General features: G+C 70.8%; 14 protein-coding genes. 6 read left to right on the plus strand and 8 right to left on the minus strand.

Features of this window, described 5'->3' with window-relative positions; translation table 11 throughout:
• Positions 1–21: 21 nt before the first annotated feature.
• Complete coding sequence (tesB, locus tag ACVGV2_RS15025; protein ID WP_459162994.1) at positions 22–960, minus strand: acyl-CoA thioesterase II; 939 nt, start codon at positions 958–960, stop codon at positions 22–24.
• A 126-nt stretch (positions 961–1,086) separates the two neighbouring features.
• Positions 1,087–2,508 (minus strand): pyruvate kinase, encoded by a 1,422-nt coding sequence (pyk, locus tag ACVGV2_RS15030; protein WP_459162995.1) that lies wholly within the window; start codon positions 2,506–2,508, stop codon positions 1,087–1,089.
• 146 nt (positions 2,509–2,654) lie between these two features.
• Here pyk and ACVGV2_RS15035 point away from each other — a divergent pair, with 146 nt between their 5' ends.
• Positions 2,655–2,942, plus strand: a complete 288-nt coding sequence (locus ACVGV2_RS15035; RefSeq protein WP_459162996.1) for a VanZ family protein — start codon at positions 2,655–2,657, stop codon at positions 2,940–2,942.
• Positions 2,943–2,957: 15 nt separating this feature from the next.
• On the opposite strand, the gene ACVGV2_RS15040 is transcribed toward ACVGV2_RS15035, so the two are convergent.
• The gene (locus tag ACVGV2_RS15040; RefSeq protein ID WP_459166006.1) at positions 2,958–3,644 is read right to left on the minus strand and encodes a DUF2461 domain-containing protein; all 687 of its coding nucleotides are present in this window, start codon (positions 3,642–3,644) and stop codon (positions 2,958–2,960) included.
• A gap of 296 nt (positions 3,645–3,940) precedes the next feature.
• Between ACVGV2_RS15040 and ACVGV2_RS15045 the strand changes: the two genes are divergently transcribed.
• From ACVGV2_RS15045 to ACVGV2_RS15055, 3 genes are all read left to right on the plus strand, one after another.
• Positions 3,941–6,298, plus strand: coding sequence for an ATP-binding protein (locus ACVGV2_RS15045; RefSeq protein ID WP_459162997.1), 2,358 nt, complete (start codon positions 3,941–3,943; stop codon positions 6,296–6,298).
• Positions 6,299–6,489: 191 nt separating this feature from the next.
• A complete protein-coding gene (locus ACVGV2_RS15050; RefSeq protein WP_459162998.1) occupies positions 6,490–7,374 on the plus strand; it encodes a transglycosylase SLT domain-containing protein in 885 nt (294 codons plus the stop codon).
• A 278-nt stretch (positions 7,375–7,652) separates the two neighbouring features.
• On the plus strand, positions 7,653–9,977 hold the full coding sequence (locus ACVGV2_RS15055) for a HelD family protein (RefSeq protein WP_459162999.1): 2,325 nt from the start codon (positions 7,653–7,655) through the stop codon (positions 9,975–9,977).
• 145 nt (positions 9,978–10,122) lie between these two features.
• Here ACVGV2_RS15055 and ACVGV2_RS15060 read toward each other — a convergent pair whose 3' ends face one another.
• Positions 10,123–10,740: a LysE family translocator gene (locus tag ACVGV2_RS15060; RefSeq protein WP_459163000.1), complete on the minus strand. Its 618-nt coding sequence runs from the start codon at positions 10,738–10,740 to the stop codon at positions 10,123–10,125.
• 102 nt (positions 10,741–10,842) lie between these two features.
• On the opposite strand from ACVGV2_RS15060, the gene ACVGV2_RS15065 reads away from it, so the two are divergent.
• A complete protein-coding gene (locus ACVGV2_RS15065) occupies positions 10,843–11,319 on the plus strand; it encodes an Lrp/AsnC family transcriptional regulator (RefSeq protein WP_459163001.1) in 477 nt (158 codons plus the stop codon).
• A 173-nt stretch (positions 11,320–11,492) separates the two neighbouring features.
• Here the strand turns inward: ACVGV2_RS15065 and hxlB are convergent, their stop codons facing one another.
• From hxlB to ACVGV2_RS15085, 4 genes are read right to left on the minus strand one after another with little or no spacing between them, the layout of a single operon-like run.
• The gene (gene hxlB / locus ACVGV2_RS15070; protein WP_459163002.1) at positions 11,493–12,047 is read right to left on the minus strand and encodes a 6-phospho-3-hexuloisomerase; all 555 of its coding nucleotides are present in this window, start codon (positions 12,045–12,047) and stop codon (positions 11,493–11,495) included.
• Positions 12,044–12,667, minus strand: coding sequence for an orotidine 5'-phosphate decarboxylase / HUMPS family protein (locus ACVGV2_RS15075; RefSeq protein WP_459163003.1), 624 nt, complete (start codon positions 12,665–12,667; stop codon positions 12,044–12,046). The genes hxlB and ACVGV2_RS15075 overlap by 4 nt, the downstream gene beginning before the upstream one ends.
• A 2-nt stretch (positions 12,668–12,669) precedes the next feature.
• Entirely contained in the window at positions 12,670–13,611 is a 942-nt protein-coding gene (locus tag ACVGV2_RS15080) for a sugar kinase (protein ID WP_459163004.1), read from the minus strand.
• A complete protein-coding gene (locus ACVGV2_RS15085; protein ID WP_459163005.1) occupies positions 13,608–14,912 on the minus strand; it encodes an MFS transporter in 1,305 nt (434 codons plus the stop codon). Before ACVGV2_RS15085 ends, ACVGV2_RS15080 begins: the two co-directional genes overlap by 4 nt.
• 203 nt (positions 14,913–15,115) lie before the next feature.
• Here ACVGV2_RS15085 and ACVGV2_RS15090 point away from each other — a divergent pair, with 203 nt between their 5' ends.
• Positions 15,116–15,853, plus strand: a complete 738-nt coding sequence (locus ACVGV2_RS15090) for an IclR family transcriptional regulator (protein ID WP_459166007.1) — start codon at positions 15,116–15,118, stop codon at positions 15,851–15,853.
• Positions 15,854–15,888: the final 35 nt, after the last annotated feature.

Here is a 15,888-nt window from a genome sequence, read left to right on the forward strand (position 1 = left end):
CGCGCGCGAACGAGCGGCGCTTCAGTCCGCGACCCGGAGCAGGCCTTCCTGCACCACGGTGGCCACCAGCCGACCGTCCCGGGTGAAGAACCGACCGGTGGCCAGTCCCCGCGCGCCGGAGGCGGCCGGCGAGGAGCAGTCGTACAGCAGCCACTCGTCGGCGCGGAACGGCTGGTGGAACCACATGGCGTGGTCGAGGCTCGCGCCGGAGACCTCGTCCACTCCCCAGTACACGCCGTGCCGGCCGAGGACCGAGTCGAGCAACGTCATGTCCGAGGCGAACGCGGCGACGCACACGTGCAGCTGCGGATCATCCGGCAGGGAACCGTCGGCCCGCATCCAGACCTGGCTCTTCGCCTGCCGTCCGCCCTGCTCGCGCCGCACCCACGGCGGTTCGGTCACGTAGCGCACGTCGATCGGTCGGGGCTGGTCGCGTCCCAGCCTCTTGGCGAGGTCGCCGATCTGCTCGCCGAACGTGGGCAGCGAGTCGGGGGCGGGCACGTCCGGCATTTCGTCGGCGTGCTCCATCCCTTCCTCGGCGACCTGGAAGGAGGCCGACAGCGAGAAGATCGTCTCGCCGCGCTGCTCGGCGACCACGCGGCGCGTCGTGAACGAACGGCCATCACGCGTGCGGTCGACCTGGTAGACGATCGGGATGTCCGGGTCGCCCGGGCGGATGAAGTAGGCGTGCAGCGAGTGCACGCTCCGGTCGCCGGGCACCGTCCGCCCCGCGGCCACCAGCGCCTGCCCGGCGACCTGGCCGCCGAACACGCGCACCGGCGAACCGGGCGGGCTCACACCGCGGAAGATGTTCTCCTCGATCCGCTCCAGATCGAGCAGGGCGACCAGCCCGTCGACCACCGGCTGGCCGCACGGCATCCCGTTCACATCGCGGGGGACGTCCTCGGCCTGACCGGTCGCTGCCAGATCAGCAGCCGCGGCTCGCGCTGCCTCGGTCACTGCGGACTCCTTGCGTTCGGGCGCCGCGCAGGCGCCGCCGGCCCGGAACGCGAGCGCCCGGCCGCCCATCGCTCGTTCGGAGCGGTGCGACCGGGCGCTCGTGCCGTGCCGACTGCTGTCGGTCGTTCACACGTGGTCTTCTTCGCCCAACCGGTGCACCCGGATCAGGTTGGTGGAGCCGACGGTTCCCGGCGGGGAACCGGCCACGATCACCACCATGTCACCGCGCTGGGACCGCCCCAACGACAACATGGCCTGGTCCACCTGGCGCACCATCTGATCGGTCGTGTCCACCTTAGGCATTTGGAAGGTCTCCGTCCCCCAAGTGAGAGCGAGCTGACTACGCACGGATTCCTCCGGGGTGAACGCCAACAGCGGCAGGTGCGTGTGCAGCCGCGCGAGCCGGCGCACCGTGTCGCCGGACTGGCTGAAGGCCACCAGCGCCTTGGCGTTGAGCCGCTCCCCGATGTCGCGGGCCGCGTAGGAGAGCACACCGCGCTTGGTCCGCGGGACGTGGCTCAGCGGCGGCGGTGCCGCCGACCCGGCCTCGACCGCTTCCACGATCCGCGCCATGGTCTGCACCGTCTCGACCGGGTAGTCGCCGATGCTGGTCTCACCGGAGAGCATGACGGCGTCGGTGCCGTCCAGCACCGCGTTGGCCACGTCGGAGGCCTCGGCCCTGGTGGGCATCGAGGCGTGCATCATCGAGTCCAGCATCTGCGTGGCCACGACCACCGGCTTGGCGTTCTCCCGCGCGATGCGGATGGCCTTCTTCTGCACCAGCGGGACGTGTTCGAGCGGCAGCTCCACGCCCAGGTCCCCGCGGGCGACCATGATGCCGTCGAAGGCCAGCACTACGGCCTCCAGGTTGTCCACCGCCTCCGGCTTCTCCAGCTTGGCGATCACCGGGACCCGCCGGCCGACGCGGTCCATGACCTGGTGCACCTGGTCCACGTCCGCGGGACTGCGCACGAACGACAGCGCGATGAAATCCACGCCCAGCCGCACCGCGAACTCGAGGTCCTCGACGTCCTTGTCGGACAGTGCCGGCACGGAAACGTCCATGCCCGGCAGCGAGAGGCCCTTGTGGTCGGAGACCTCCCCGCCCTCGGTGACCTCGCAGACCAAGTCGTTGCCCTCGACGGCGGTGCAGGTCAGCCCCACCCGGCCGTCGTCGACCAGCAGGCGGTCGCCGGGCTTGGCGTCACCGGCGAGCCCTTCGTAGGTGGTGGATACGCGATCGTGCGTGCCCTGGACGTCGTCCACCGTGATGCGGACGACCTCGCCCGTGCGCCATTGCACCGGGCCGTCGGCGAACGTGCCGAGCCGGATCTTCGGCCCTTGCAGGTCGCCGAGAATGCCGACCGCGCGCCCGGAGTCCTCGGCCTCGGCGCGCACCAGGTCGTACACGTGCTGGTGATCCTCGTGGGAACCGTGGCTGAAGTTCATGCGCGCCACGTTCATCCCGCTGCTGACGAGCTCAGCCACCTTCTCCTTCGTGGCGGTGGCGGGGCCCATGGTACAAACGATCTTCGCCCGTCGACTCACGTTATTCCAGCCTAGTCTGTTGACCGATGTCCGCAGCACTCCGCCGCCTCGATCCGAGCCGATCGAGTGCGCTCACTCCCGGTCGAACGTCGTTTTTCATCACCGCGGCGGCAAGCCTGTTCATCCTATTCCTTCCCGAATCCGGAGTGCCCACCGCACCCGCCGGCAGCGACAAGGCGGTGCACGTTGCGCTGTTCGCAGCGCTGGCCGCCACCGGCGGCTGGGCCGGATTCCGCAGTCGAGTACTGCTTTCGGCGCTGACCGGTTACGCAGTGCTGTCCGAAGTGGTCCAGCACGTGCTGCCGCTGGGCCGGACCGGCGACCCCGCAGACGCGCTGGCCGACGTCTGCGGAATGGCCGCGGGATGGGTGCTGGCGAACGGTGTCCGCAGAGTCGCACGCCTCAGCCGCCGGCGCAGCCAGCGACACGGCTAGCAGCGGCACTGGCGGTCAGCGGCGCCGGCGTTCGGTGACGCCGATGTGCGCGGCGCACCACTCGTTGAGCGGACGCAGCTGCTGCCAGCAGTGCCGCACCCGCTCCAGGCAGGAGCGGCTGTGCAGCACGTCATCGGGTTCGGCGGCCCACCAGGCGTGGAGCGTGCGGTGCCGCAACAGCTCCAGCCGCGGATGGTCTGCGGGCACGCCGCGCGGCCGGGTCGCCAACCGGTCCCCGGCCAGGTGCCACCCCTGCTCTGCGAGGTCGTCGACGTGCCGGCGCAGCCGCTCGCCGTGCAGTTCGGTGTCCACGGCCGCGCGGAACCTCGCCAGCTGGTCGGGTTCGGTGTGCAGGCAGCCGCCGGCGACGAGCATCCCGGCGGCGCTGATCTCGACGTAGAACGCACCGCTGCCGCGGCCCGGTTCGACGACGGCGGCGCAGTGCGTCTTGTACGGGGACTTGTCGTTGCTGAACCGCACGTCCCGGTGCGGGCGGAACACCTTGCCCGCGCCGAATCCGGGGGCGAAGGCGGGTTCCAGTTCGGCCAGCAGCGCCGCCATGGGGCCGCGCACGTGCTCGCGGTAGAGCGTGCGGTTGTCGTTCCAGTACGCCTTGGAGTTGTCGGCTTCGAGACCTTCGAAGAAGTCGACCGCCCCGTCGCCGAATCCGTCGAACCGCCGCTGCTCGGCGTCACCCGCCACCGAACCTCCCGCATCGCCGTGCACGTCGTCCCGCGCAGGTGCTCTCCGTGCCACCTCGGTCGCATCCCACGCCGCCCCGAGCGGCGCCGCGCAGCCAGCCGGCAGCCAGCCCGCGCAGCGCACCCGGCAGCGCAGCCAGTCCGCGCACCAGTCTGCCAAGAGCTCGACCACCTGTTCCCGAGGGCTGCGCACCGCCCGCAACTCGGATCCCCGCAGGCGTGCGCGAACTCACACGCCTACCTGGGCGCACAACAAGATCGCAGGTCACAGGGCTCGTACCGGGTTACGCTCGGGGCGTGGTCTCCATCGCGCGCGCCCGCCCCGGCGAGTCCTCGGGCAACCTCCCGGCCGACGTAACGACGTTCGTCGGCCGGCGTCGTGAGATCACCCTGACCAAGCGGCTGCTGGCCGAGTCCCGCGTGGTGACGCTCACCGGCCCGGGCGGCGTCGGGAAGACGCGCCTGGCGCTGCGCGTCGCGGCGAACATGCGCCGCACGTTCCGCGACAAGGCTTGGTTCGTGCAGCTGGAGGACCTCCGCGACGAATCGCTCGTCCCGGACGCGGTGATCGAGCAGCTCGGCCTCGGCGGACCGTCCACCTCCGATGTCACCAAGACCGTCGTCGAGCACCTGCGGCACCGGGAAACCCTGCTGGTGCTGGACAACTGCGAACACGTCGTCGACGCGGTGGCGCAGCTCACCACTGACATCATCCGCTGGTGCCCGACCGTGCGGGTGCTGGCCACCAGCCGCCAGTCGATCGGGATCGACGGGGAGAGCACGATGGTCGTGCCGCCGCTGCAGGTCCCGGACGTGGACCACCTGCCGCCGCCGGAAGCCTACGAGCAGTTCGCCTCGGTGCGGCTGTTCGTCGACCGCGCGCGAGCTGCGGTTCCGGAGTTCGAGGTGAACTCGGACAACGCGCCGGCGCTGATGCGGCTGTGCCACCACCTCGACGGCAATCCGCTGGCGATCGAGATGGCGGCGGTGCGGCTGCGTTCGCTGTCGCCGCAGCAGCTGGAGCAACGGCTGGCGGAGCGCTACGACGTGCTGGCGGAGGGGCGGCGCAGCGCTCCGCCCCGCCAGCGGACGCTGCGCGCGCTCATCGACTGGAGCTGGGAGCTGTGCTCGGAGGCCGACCGGCAGATCTGGTCGCGGGTGTCGGTGTTCTCCGGCGGGTTCGACCTGGAGGCCGCCGAGCACGTCTGCGGCGACGGGCTGTCGGAAACGGAGGTGCTGCGCACGCTGCACTCGCTGGTGGACCAGTCGATTCTCGCCCGCGAGGAGGAAGGCGGCGTGGTCCGCTACCGCCTGCCGCACACGCTGCGGGAGTACGGGCAGGACCGGCTCGCCGAGAGCGGCGAGCAGGACCGCGTCGCCCACCGGCACTGCGCCTGGTACCGGGGACTGGCGGCGCGGTTCGCCGCCGAGTGGGTCGGCCCGGAGCAGGTGGAGTGGGTCGAGCGCATCCGCCTGGACCAGAGCAACCTGCGGGTGGCGCTGGACACCGCCGCCGCGGACGCGGCGACGACGTCCACCGCGCTGCGGATGGCGGTGGAGCTGAGCACGTACTGGGCTGCCCGGGGCCTGGTGGGTGAGGCGCGGCACTGGCTGCAGATCGCGCTCGACGGCGCGCCCACCGACGATGCGGAGCGGCCGCTGGCGCTGCGCATGACGGCGTGGTTCGCCCTGCTGCAGGGCGACGTAGCCGAAACCGACGGGGTGCTGTGCCAGGCGGAGGCCCTGATCAGCGGGGACGAGTCGGCCGTGCCGTGGGCGCACCTGGCGCTGATCCGCGGGTTGCGGCTGCTCTCCGGCGGCGAGCTGGACGAGGCGACCGCGCACCTGGAGCGGTCGCTGTCCGGTTACCGGCGCGGCGAGCTCGTCGAGGGGCAGCTGGCGGCCCTGTTCGCGCTCGGGCTCACGCACGGGCTGCGCGGGCAGGTCGAGCGCGGGCTCGGCCTCATCGGCGAGAACATCCAGATCAGCGCGGAGCGCGGCGAGCTGTTCTGGCGCTCCTACGCGCTCTGGGCCGCCGCGCACGTGAACTTCCAGCGCGGTGAGCGCGAGCGGGCCGAGGAGGCGGCCAAGGACGCGCTGCGCATGCAGCGCCGCATGGACAACCGGCTCGGCATGGCCTTCGCGCTGGACACGCTCGCCTGGGTGGCCCGGGCGCAGGGGCGCAGCGCGCGTGCGGCGCGGTTGTTCGGCGCGGCCGCGGCCGCGTGGGAGGCGGTGCGGGCGCAGCCGGGCTTCTACGCGACCTTCGCCAGCACGCACGCCGAGGAGGAGCACGCCGCCCGGCAGGACCTCGGGGAGACGGCGTTCCAGGAGGCCTTCGACCGCGGGTACCACACGCCGCACGGTCAGGCGATCGATCTGGCCCTGGAGAGCAAGAGGCACACCCGCGCCCGCAGCGAGAACGTGCACCCGATGCCGCTGACCCGGCGGGAGCGGCAGATCGCCGACCTCGTGACCCAGGGCAAGACGAACAAGGAGATCGCCGAGGGTTTGGTGATCGCCCAGCGCACGGTCGAAGGGCACGTGCAGAACATCCTCACCAAACTGGACTTCACCTCGCGGGCGCAGATCGCCGGGTGGGTGGCCGGACAGCGCGCGGATGAATCGGGTCACGCAGAGTCACAAGATCGTTAACACTCCCCGTAATCGTTATGTCTTTTTTCGTCACCCTTCGGTGCGCATCTAGGTACCGATGCACGTAGGAACCTCCATGCGCACACACGGTGAGTATCGGGAGTCTCGGAGCCATGACCCCCGATTCATCTCGTTCCCCCGAAGACGAGGGTCGGACGTCCGCCCGAGCGGGACGGCGCCTCTGGGAGAGGGTGGCGCACCCCGCCCGCCAGTCGACCCAGCGGACGTGCGACTGGTTCCGCACCGCGTTCGTCGACCAGCACGGCCAGTACCGCGTACCACCCCGGATGCGCTCGGTGCAGGTCGGCACCGCCGCTGTCGCGGTCGGCGTGCTCGGCGTGCTCGCCACCCCGAGCGGGCACGAGCCGCAGGCCGAACCCCAGCAGGCAGCCGTGCACCAGGCGGCCGAGGTCGCACCGCTGAGCGCCCCCGACCCGCACGGCGCCTCCTTGCACGCCGACTCCTCCGCCGGCGGCAACGGCGGCAACCGCGACTCCGCCCAGCAACGGAGTGGTGACCAGCAACGGGGCGGTGACCAGCAGCGCGATGGCGACCGGAAGCAGCAGGGCGACCGGAAGCAGCAGGGCGAGTGGGACCGCAGCGACCGGCAGCAAAGCGACGACAAGCAGGACGGCGAGAAGGGCGACCGCAAGCAGGACGACAAGCAGGGCGGCGAGAAGGGCGGCGAACGCCAGCAGTCCTCCGCCGACCAGTCGAAGGACCAGATCGATCGCTGGATCGACCAGGCCACGGCCGTGCTGGAGCGCAACGGCGTGCCGCGCGAGCAGCTCGACCACGACGCCATCCGCACGATCATCGAGAAGGAGTCCGGCGGCGACCCGAACGCCGTCAACAACTGGGACTCCAACGCCTCGGCAGGAACCCCGTCCAAGGGGCTGATGCAGACGATCGAACCGACCTTCGAGGAGCACTCCGTGCCCGGCCACGGCAACATCCTCGATCCGGTGGACAACATCGCGGCCGCCACGAAGTACTCGATCGAACGGTACGGCTCGGTCTCCGAGGTCCCGGGCGTCGAAGGCGTCCGCTCCGGAAGCTCCTACCAGGGCTACTGATCGCACCAAGACCCGACACGGGAACGGAGTGGGCGAGCCGTGCCACTCCCGATCGGTTCGGGGTTTCGAGTTTTCCGTGTCACACGGGCACCTCCGCCGCCCGGCGGAGGTGCCCTTCTGCTCGGCACCACGTCCGCGGACCCGGCACCACGAGGCAGGCCGTGACCCGTTCGCGGAAACCAGCACCGGCGAGCACCGCGGTATATTGGAGCGTCGGACGCCGTGCCGAGCGGCCCGGTGACCGCATCCTCGTTGCCGAGCTGGAGCTCCAGTAAACCGTGACAGTATCGCCCGAATCCGTTTCGTCCCAGGACCGGGACGCCACCCGTGCGCAGCACATCGCCGCCGAACAGGAGTACGTGGCGATGCTCTACGACAAGCTCGACGCGGTGCGGGAGGACACGACACGGCGGCTCAAGGCGACGCTCGCCGAAACCGGGGGTCCGCCGCAGGCCCGCACCGAGCGGGACATCTCCGCGCGCATGTACACCGAGCGGCTCAGCCAGCTCAGCGCGGTCGAGCACGGCCTGTGCTTCGGCCGCATCGACCTCGACAGCGGTGAGCGCTTCCACATCGGACGCCTCGGCCTGTTCGACGAGGAGAACGAGTACGAACCCCTGCTCGTCGACTGGCGCGCCCCGGCGGCCCGGCCCTTCTACCTCGCCACCGCCACCTCCCGCGACGGCGTGTGGCGGCGCCGGCACCTGCACACCGGCTGGCGCCGGGTCCGCGACGTCGAGGACGAGGTCCTCGACCTGGACGCCGCCGAGGAGAGCAGCGATCTCGGGCTGGCCGGCGAGGCCACCCTGCTGGCGCGGCTGGACGCCCGCCGCACGGGCCAGATGCAGGACATCGTGGCCACCATCCAGGCCGAGCAGGACGAGATCATCCGCGCACAGCTGAACGGGGTGCTCGTCGTGCAGGGCGGTCCGGGTACCGGCAAGACCGCGGTGGCCCTGCACCGCGCGGCCTACCTGCTGTACACCTTCCGCGAGCAGCTGACCAAGCGCGGCGTGCTCGTCGTCGGCCCGAACACGACGTTCCTGCGCTACATCGAGCAGGTCCTGCCCTCGCTCGGCGAAACCGGCGTTCTTCTGTCCACAGTGGGCGGTTTGTACCCGGGAGTCACCGCCACCTCCGAGGACGCGCCCCGCGCCGCCGAGATCAAGGGGCGCGAGTCCATGGTCAAGGTGCTCACCAGCGCCGTGCGGGACTACCAGCAGGTGCCGAAGGAGTACTTCGAGGTCACCTTCGACCGCGAACCGGTGCTGGTCGACCGCAAGGAGGTCAGCAACGCCCGCACCAAGGCGCGGCGCACCCGCAAACCGCACAACGTGGCGCGCAAGACCTTCCGCAACGAGATGTACTCGGCGCTGACGCTGCGCGTGGCCGACCGGCTCGGACGCGACCTGCTCGACAGCCGCGACCTCGACGACATCGACCGCGAGCTCCGCGCCGACTCCACTGTGGACCAGGCACTGGAACGGCTGTGGCCGCAACTGGAACCGACCCGCGTGCTCGACGAACTCCTCTCCGATGCCACCCGGCTCAAGCGGGTCGCGCGCAAGCAGCTCGACGAGGACGAACGCGCCGAGCTCGTCCGCGAGCCCGGTTGCCCGGTCACGCCGGCGGACGTGCCGCTGCTCGACGAACTGGCCGAACTCACCGGCGAGGACGACAGCGCGGCCCGCGCCGAGCAGGAGCGCCAGGAGCGGGAGGAACTCGCCTACGCCGAGGGCGTGCTGCACATCATGGAGGAGGACGACGAGATCCGCGACGAGGAGCGCCTGCGTGTCAAGGACGTCCTCGACGCGGAGCTGCTCGCCCAGCGGCACCGCACGAGCAGCGATCTCAGCGCCGCCGAACGCGCCGCGCAGGACCGCACGTGGACGTTCGGGCACGTGATCATCGACGAGGCGCAGGAGCTGTCGGCGATGGCCTGGCGCGTGCTCATGCGGCGGTGCCCGAGCCGCTCGATGACCGTGGTGGGCGACACCGCGCAGACCGGGGCGCTGGGCGGCGCGAGCACGTGGGACGAGGTGCTGCACCCGTACGTGCAGCGGCGGTGGCGGCTGGCCGACCTGACGGTCAACTACCGCACTCCCGCGGAGATCATGGGCATGGCCGGCAACGTGCTGGCCGCCATGGACGCCGACGCCGGCACGCCGACGTCCGTGCGCAGCAGCGGGCACGAACCCTGGTTCCGGCGATCGGCCGTCGGCGAGCTGGTCGAGGACCTGCCCGCGGTGCTCGCGGCCGAGCGGGACGTGCTGGGAGACGGCAAGCTCGCCGTGCTCATGCCGGGCGAGCTGCTGGCCGAGCACGGTGAGCAGCTGGCGGCGAAGCTTGACGAGGCGAGCGTGGGTGCCGATCCGGAGAACCTGGAGTCCCCGACGGTGCTGCTGACCGTGGAGCAGGCCAAGGGGCTGGAGTTCGACTCGGTGGTGCTCGTCGAACCCGCGGCGATCCTGGCCGAATCCGAACGCGGCCACAACGACCTCTACGTCGCGCTCACCCGCCCGACCCAGCGGCTCGGCCTGGTGCACACGGGCGACCTGCCCGCGGAGCTGCAGGAGGAACCCGCGGAGCTGCAGGAGGGCTGAACCGAGCGGACCCGTCCGAGCGGCGGGTCTCGCCCGGGACACCGGGCATCGCTCCCACTGCGGGAAGAGGCCCTGCGCATGCAGCGCTTTCTGTCCGGCGGACAGCTGCTGACCGAGAACGCGATCCTGCGCAACCGGCGACGAGTCACAGACCACCGAACAAGGCCACGGCGCCCAAACCGCCGAGCGCGACTCCGGCTCCCACATCGATCGCCGAACGCACCGAGGCCCGTTCCAGTGCCCCGCCCAACAAGCCGATCGCCGTGACGTACAGCGTCCACCAGCTCGCCGCGCACAGCACCACCAAAGCCCCCATGAACAGGGTCTGAGCGAACACCGGTGTGCCCGGGACCAGGAACTGCGGCATGAACGTCAGGGAGAAGACCAGAGCCTTCGGGTTGAGCACGTTGTTGAGAAAGCCCTGCACTGCCGGTGTTCCGGCGCTGCGCGGCGAGGTCGGACCGCCCCCGGGACGCCGTCGCCACGCCGAAGCGAGCAGCGTGCCACCCAGCAGCACCAGATAGCTTCCGCCCAGGACGCGCAAGACCATGAGCATCGTGGTGTTGGCGTCCACCACCGCGGCGAGACCGCTGGCCGTTATCAGCGTCAAGAAGGCCAACCCGGTGCAGATGCCCGCAGCGGTGCGGTACCCCTGGCGCCGGTCGCCGGTGACGGCGTTGCGCGTGACCACGACGAAGTCAGGGCCGGGTATTACCAGCATCAAGAAGGTCGTCGCGATGAAGACGGGCGAGTGCGCTATCATGAGCGTCCCATGCGGTGTGGAGGCGGACAGCACCCAACGGCGGAACGCCAGTCTCGCCGAAAAAACGGCCAGTGAATAGCATGCCCGTGTAGAGTTCGGGCAATGCCTCAATCAGTCAAATTGGATCCGGTCGACCTCCAGATCCTGGCAGCTTTGCAGAACAACGCCCGACTGCCCAACAAGGAACTGGCGGCCGCAGTCGGCATCGCCGCCTCGACCTGCCTGGACCGCGTCAACAGGCTCCGCGAGGCCGGGGTCATCCTCGGCTACGGTGTCCAGGTCGACCCCGAAAAGCTCGGCAGACCCCTGCAAGCCCTGCTCTACATCCGCGTGCAGCCGCACCGGCGTCCGTTGGTCGATCCCTTCGTCGAGCACGTGCTGTCCCAACCGGAAACCCGCGAGCTCTACCACCTGACCGGCCCTGATGACTTCCTCGTGCACGTGGCTGCGGAAAACGCGCACGCCCTGCAACGACTCGTCCTCGACGAATTCACCGCCCGCGACGAAGTGGCCCTGGTGCACACCAATCTCATCTTCCAACGCTGGGATGGCGGCCCACTGCTACCGCCTGCCGAGTGACGACGGGCACGGCGCCGAGCTCCTCGACTGGCTCGCCAACACGCTCGGTGGCGGTGGGTGAGCCGCCCGATCCCGCCCACCCGAGTGAGCTGGTGGAACATTTCTCGAGAAATGTCGGCGACGTTTCTCGAGAAATGTTCCACCAGCCAGAATGCGGATCGGCTGCCGCGGGATCACTCCCCGGAGACGTGCGCAGCCTTGGCGGCCTCGTTGCCCACGCCGCGCCGGGCGGCCAGGCGCAGGCACACCGCGTCGAGCAGCACGAGAGCGCACTGGTCGAACAGGCTCGACAGCGGTTGCGCGCTCGCCGCCTCACCCGCGCGGCGGTGCTTGGTCGCGGCGGGCACGAGCAGCACGTCCCGCGCGAGGCCGGCCAGCGGCGAATCCTCGTCGGTGGTCACGGCGAGCACGCGCGCCTCGCGGCCGGCGGCGTCCTCGGCCGTGCGCACGGTTCCGGCGGTGCCCCCGGAACCGGACACCGCCACGAGGGTGTCGCCCGCGCGCACAGCAGGTGCGGTGGCCTCGCCCACCACGTGCGCGGCCAGTCCCAGGTGCACCAACCGCATGGCGAAGGCGCTCGCCACGAACCCGGAGCGCCCCGCCCCGCTGACGAAAACGCGGGAGGAGGCGTCGAGTTCGACGGCGAACCGCTCGACCACCTCGCGGTCGGTCTCGGCGAGCACGCCGGTGATCTCGTCGCGGATGAGGTCCAGCGGATCGGTGGTCATGACACTCCTTCCACGGCAGCGGTGAATTCGCGCGCCCGCGCCGCGGGTTGTTCGTCGCGGGTGATCGCCGAGCCGACGATCACGCGCAGGTGCGGGTATTCGCGCAGTCCCGGCAGGTCTTCGCGCCGCAGCCCGCCGGCCAGCGCGACGCGGCGGTCCCGCGCCCACGAGCCGAGCGCGTCCGCGGCGGCACCGCCGTCCTGCACGTCCTTGCCGAGGTGCGCGGCGAAGACGACGTGTTCGGGCAGGCGTTCGAGCAGCTCGGCGCGGCGCGCCTCGTCCACGGCCAGCAGGTCGACCACGACCTCCGCTCCGGCCTCCTCGGCCAGCCGCACGCACCGGTCGAGGGTCGCATCGGCCACCGCACCGAGCACCGTGGCAGCGCGGGCTCCGTGCTCGAAAGCCATGGTGAACTCGGTCGCCGCGTCGTCGGCGGTTTTCAGGTCGGCCAGCACCGGCACGTCCGCTGCCGCCGCGGACACCTCGGAGACGCTGCGCATGCCGTAGCGCTTGATCAGCGAAGTGCCGACTTCGATCCAGTCGGCGTGCGGCGCCGTCGCACCGGCGACGTGCACCGCCTCGTCGAGGCCGAGCCGGTCCAGTGCCACTTGCAGCTGCATCCTCATCCTCCTCCTGCCGCCGCCAGCTCGTCCAGGGCTCGGCGGGTGGGCATGCCGTCCATGTCGCCTTCGCTCGTGGTTGCCAGCGCGCCGACCGCGCAGGCCCGCCGCAGGGCTCGTTCGTCGTCCGCCCCGTCGAGGCGGGCGCTGATCCAGCCGGCGGCGAACCCGTCCCCGGCCCCGACGGTGTCGACCACGTCGACGGGCAGCGCCTGCTGCCGGACGACACCGGCGGGCCCGTGCACCGCGGCACCGGCACCGCCGAGTTTGACGACGACGTGCGAAGCCCCGCGGGAGCGGTAGAACGCGGCGATGCCGTCGGGATCCCCGGTGCCGGCGAGCACCTGTCCTTCGTGGACACCGGGCAGCACCCAGTCGGCGCGGGCGGCGAGTTCGTTGAGCACGGCGATCATCTCCGCCCGGTCCGGCCACAGCGCGGACCGCACGTTCGGATCGAACGACACGCTCGCTCCCGAACTCCGCGCCGTCTCCACCGCGCGGAAGGCGAAATCCCGCGTCCGCGCGCTCAGCGCCGGTGCGATGCCGGTGAGGTGCAGGTGCCGCGTGCGGCGCACCGCGTCCTCGGCCGCAGCGCTCCAGTGCAAGCGGGATCCGGCCGAACCGCGGCGGAAGTACACGACCTCCGGGTCGCGGCCGAGGACCCGCTCCTTGAGCTGGAAACCGGTCGGGGCGTCGGGATCCGTTGACAACGCGGAGACGTCGACCCCTTCGGCCCGCAACCGCGCGCGTGCGCGCCGGCCGAACGGGTCGTCGCCGACCAAGCCGAGGTAGCGCACGCGATGCCCGAGCCGGCTCAACCCGACCGCGACGTTCATCTCGGCACCGGCCAGCCGTGCCTCGAAGCGGTCCACTGCGGACAGATCTCCACCCTCGCGGGCGACGAACATGGCCATGACCTCGCCGAAGGTGAGCACTTCGGTCACCGGTTCGCCGCCTGCGACTGCTCGCCGCTGCCGGTGCTCTCGTACGAGCCGGCGCGCACCAGCGGTGTCAGCACCGCGGAGAGCACGAGAGTGCCCGCCATCAGCACGAACGAGGCGGCGTTGCCGCCGGTGGCGTCGTTGAGCCAGCCGACGAAGTAGGTCCCGGCGAACCCGCCGATGGAACCGGCCGTGTTGACCACGGCCACCCCGGCGCCGGCGAAGTTCGCCGGCAGGCTCTCGGAGACGTAGGCGAAGTACGGCCCGTAGGGCGCGTACATCGCACCGCCCGCCACCACGAGGAGGACGAACGCGATCCAGAAGTGGTCCGGTCCGACCACGTAGGACAGGAAGAAGACCAGGCCACCGAGCCCCAACCACGGCCACACGTACCGCGGGCGGCTGCCCGCCCGGTCCGAGGCCCGCGAGTTCACCACCATGGCCAGGGCGGCTACGGCGAACGGGATGGCCGAGAGCAGTCCGCTCATCCCGATCCCCTGCCCGGTGCCCGCGGTGACGATGCTGGGCAGCCAGAACACGAGGCCGTACACGCCGATGCTCCACAGCAGGTACTGCACCGACAGCACCACCACGACCCGCGAGCGCAGCGCGTCGAGGAACGAGCTCGCCGGTGTCCTGTTGCCGCGCTCGGCGGACAGTTCCGCGGTGAGCCCGCGCCGTTCGGGTTCGTTGAGCCAGCGGGCCTGCTCGGGGTGGTCGGTGACCAGGGCGCGGAAGACGAACGCCCACGCCAGGGCGGGCAGGCCTTCGATGATGAACATCTCGCGCCAGCTGGTGAGTTCGATGATGTAACCGGACACCGCGTTGAGCCACATCACGGTGACCGGGTTGCCCAGGATGAGTATCGCGTTGGCGCTGCCGCGCTCGCGCTTGGTGAACCAGCGCGCGAGGAACACGACCATCGCCGGCAGCACGGCGGCTTCCACAGCACCGAGCAGGAAGCGCACGAGGACGAGCAGCCAGGCGGAGTGCAGCAGCCCCTGGACCGCCGCGAGCGCACCCCAGATGAGCGTGCACCAGAAGATCAGCTCGCGGACGCTGCGGCGTTCGGCGTACAGCGTGCCGGGGATCTGGAAGAGGCAGTAGCCGAGGAAGAACGACGCTCCGATGAGCGCGGACATCGCCCCGCTGAGCTGCAGGTCCTGCTGCAAGCCCCCGGCGACGCCGATGGCGAAGTTGGACCTGTCGAGATACGCCAGCGAGTACGTGACGAACGCGACCGGGAGCAATCGGAACCAGCGTTGCCTGCCGAGCTCGGCCGGCTCTGCCGCGGAAGTGTTCACGGGCCGACTCCTTCGTCGCTATTTACCGCGATACGGGAAACATTCCTGTATGATGAAAAGCTGCGGTGACTTTACGAAGCAGCCTCAACGCGGTCAACACCACTGCCTGCACCGATACGATCCGCGACGGTCGACGACGCGAGGAGGACCAGTTGCCGGACACGTCCGAGGACCCGGCGCCGCCGGAGCCCCCGCGCGGGGACATGGCGGCGAAGGCGTTGCGCCTGATCGTGCTGCTCAGCGAACAGCCGCACGGAGTCGCGCTGTCCGACCTGGCCCGCCAGGCGGGCTATCCCGTCAGCACCACCCACCGACTGCTCAACACGATCGCGCGCGAAGGGTTCGCCGCGCTCGACGAGCAGCGCCGCTGGACGCTCGGACTGCGCATGTTCGAGGTGGGCCAGCGGGTGCTGCAGGCGCGCGGGCTCGCCGACATCGCCAACCCGGTGCTGCAACGCGTCACCCGGCACACCGGCGAATCCACGCTCATGTCCGTCCTCGACGGGCAGCACCAGCTGTACGTGCACTTCGTCGAAGGCACCGGGCAGGTGCAGATCACCGGACAGCCGGGCAAGCGCGGGCCGCTGCACTGCACCTCCATGGGCAAGTGCCTCATCGCCTTCGCCCCGGAGAACGTCCGCGAGGAACTGCTGGCCGGACTGGAACTCACCGCGCTCGGCCCGAAAACCATCACCGACCGGACGCGGTTCCGCGCGGAGATCGACGCCGTCCGGAGCGACGGCTGCGCCATCGCCGACGAGGAGCACGAGCAGGGCATCCTGGCCGTCGGCGTGCCCGTGCTCGGTGCGACCGGCGTCGCGGCCGCGGCGGTGTCCACCGCCGTGCCCGCCTTCCGCAGCACCACCGAGGAGCTGCGCGCACACCTGCCGGTGTTGCAGCAGGCCGCCCGCGAGCTCGCGGTCGGACTGCCGCGGCGTTGAACCGCCGGCGTTGATCCCCCGACGCAGGACGCACC

This window comes from Bounagaea algeriensis, assembly GCF_054491375.1.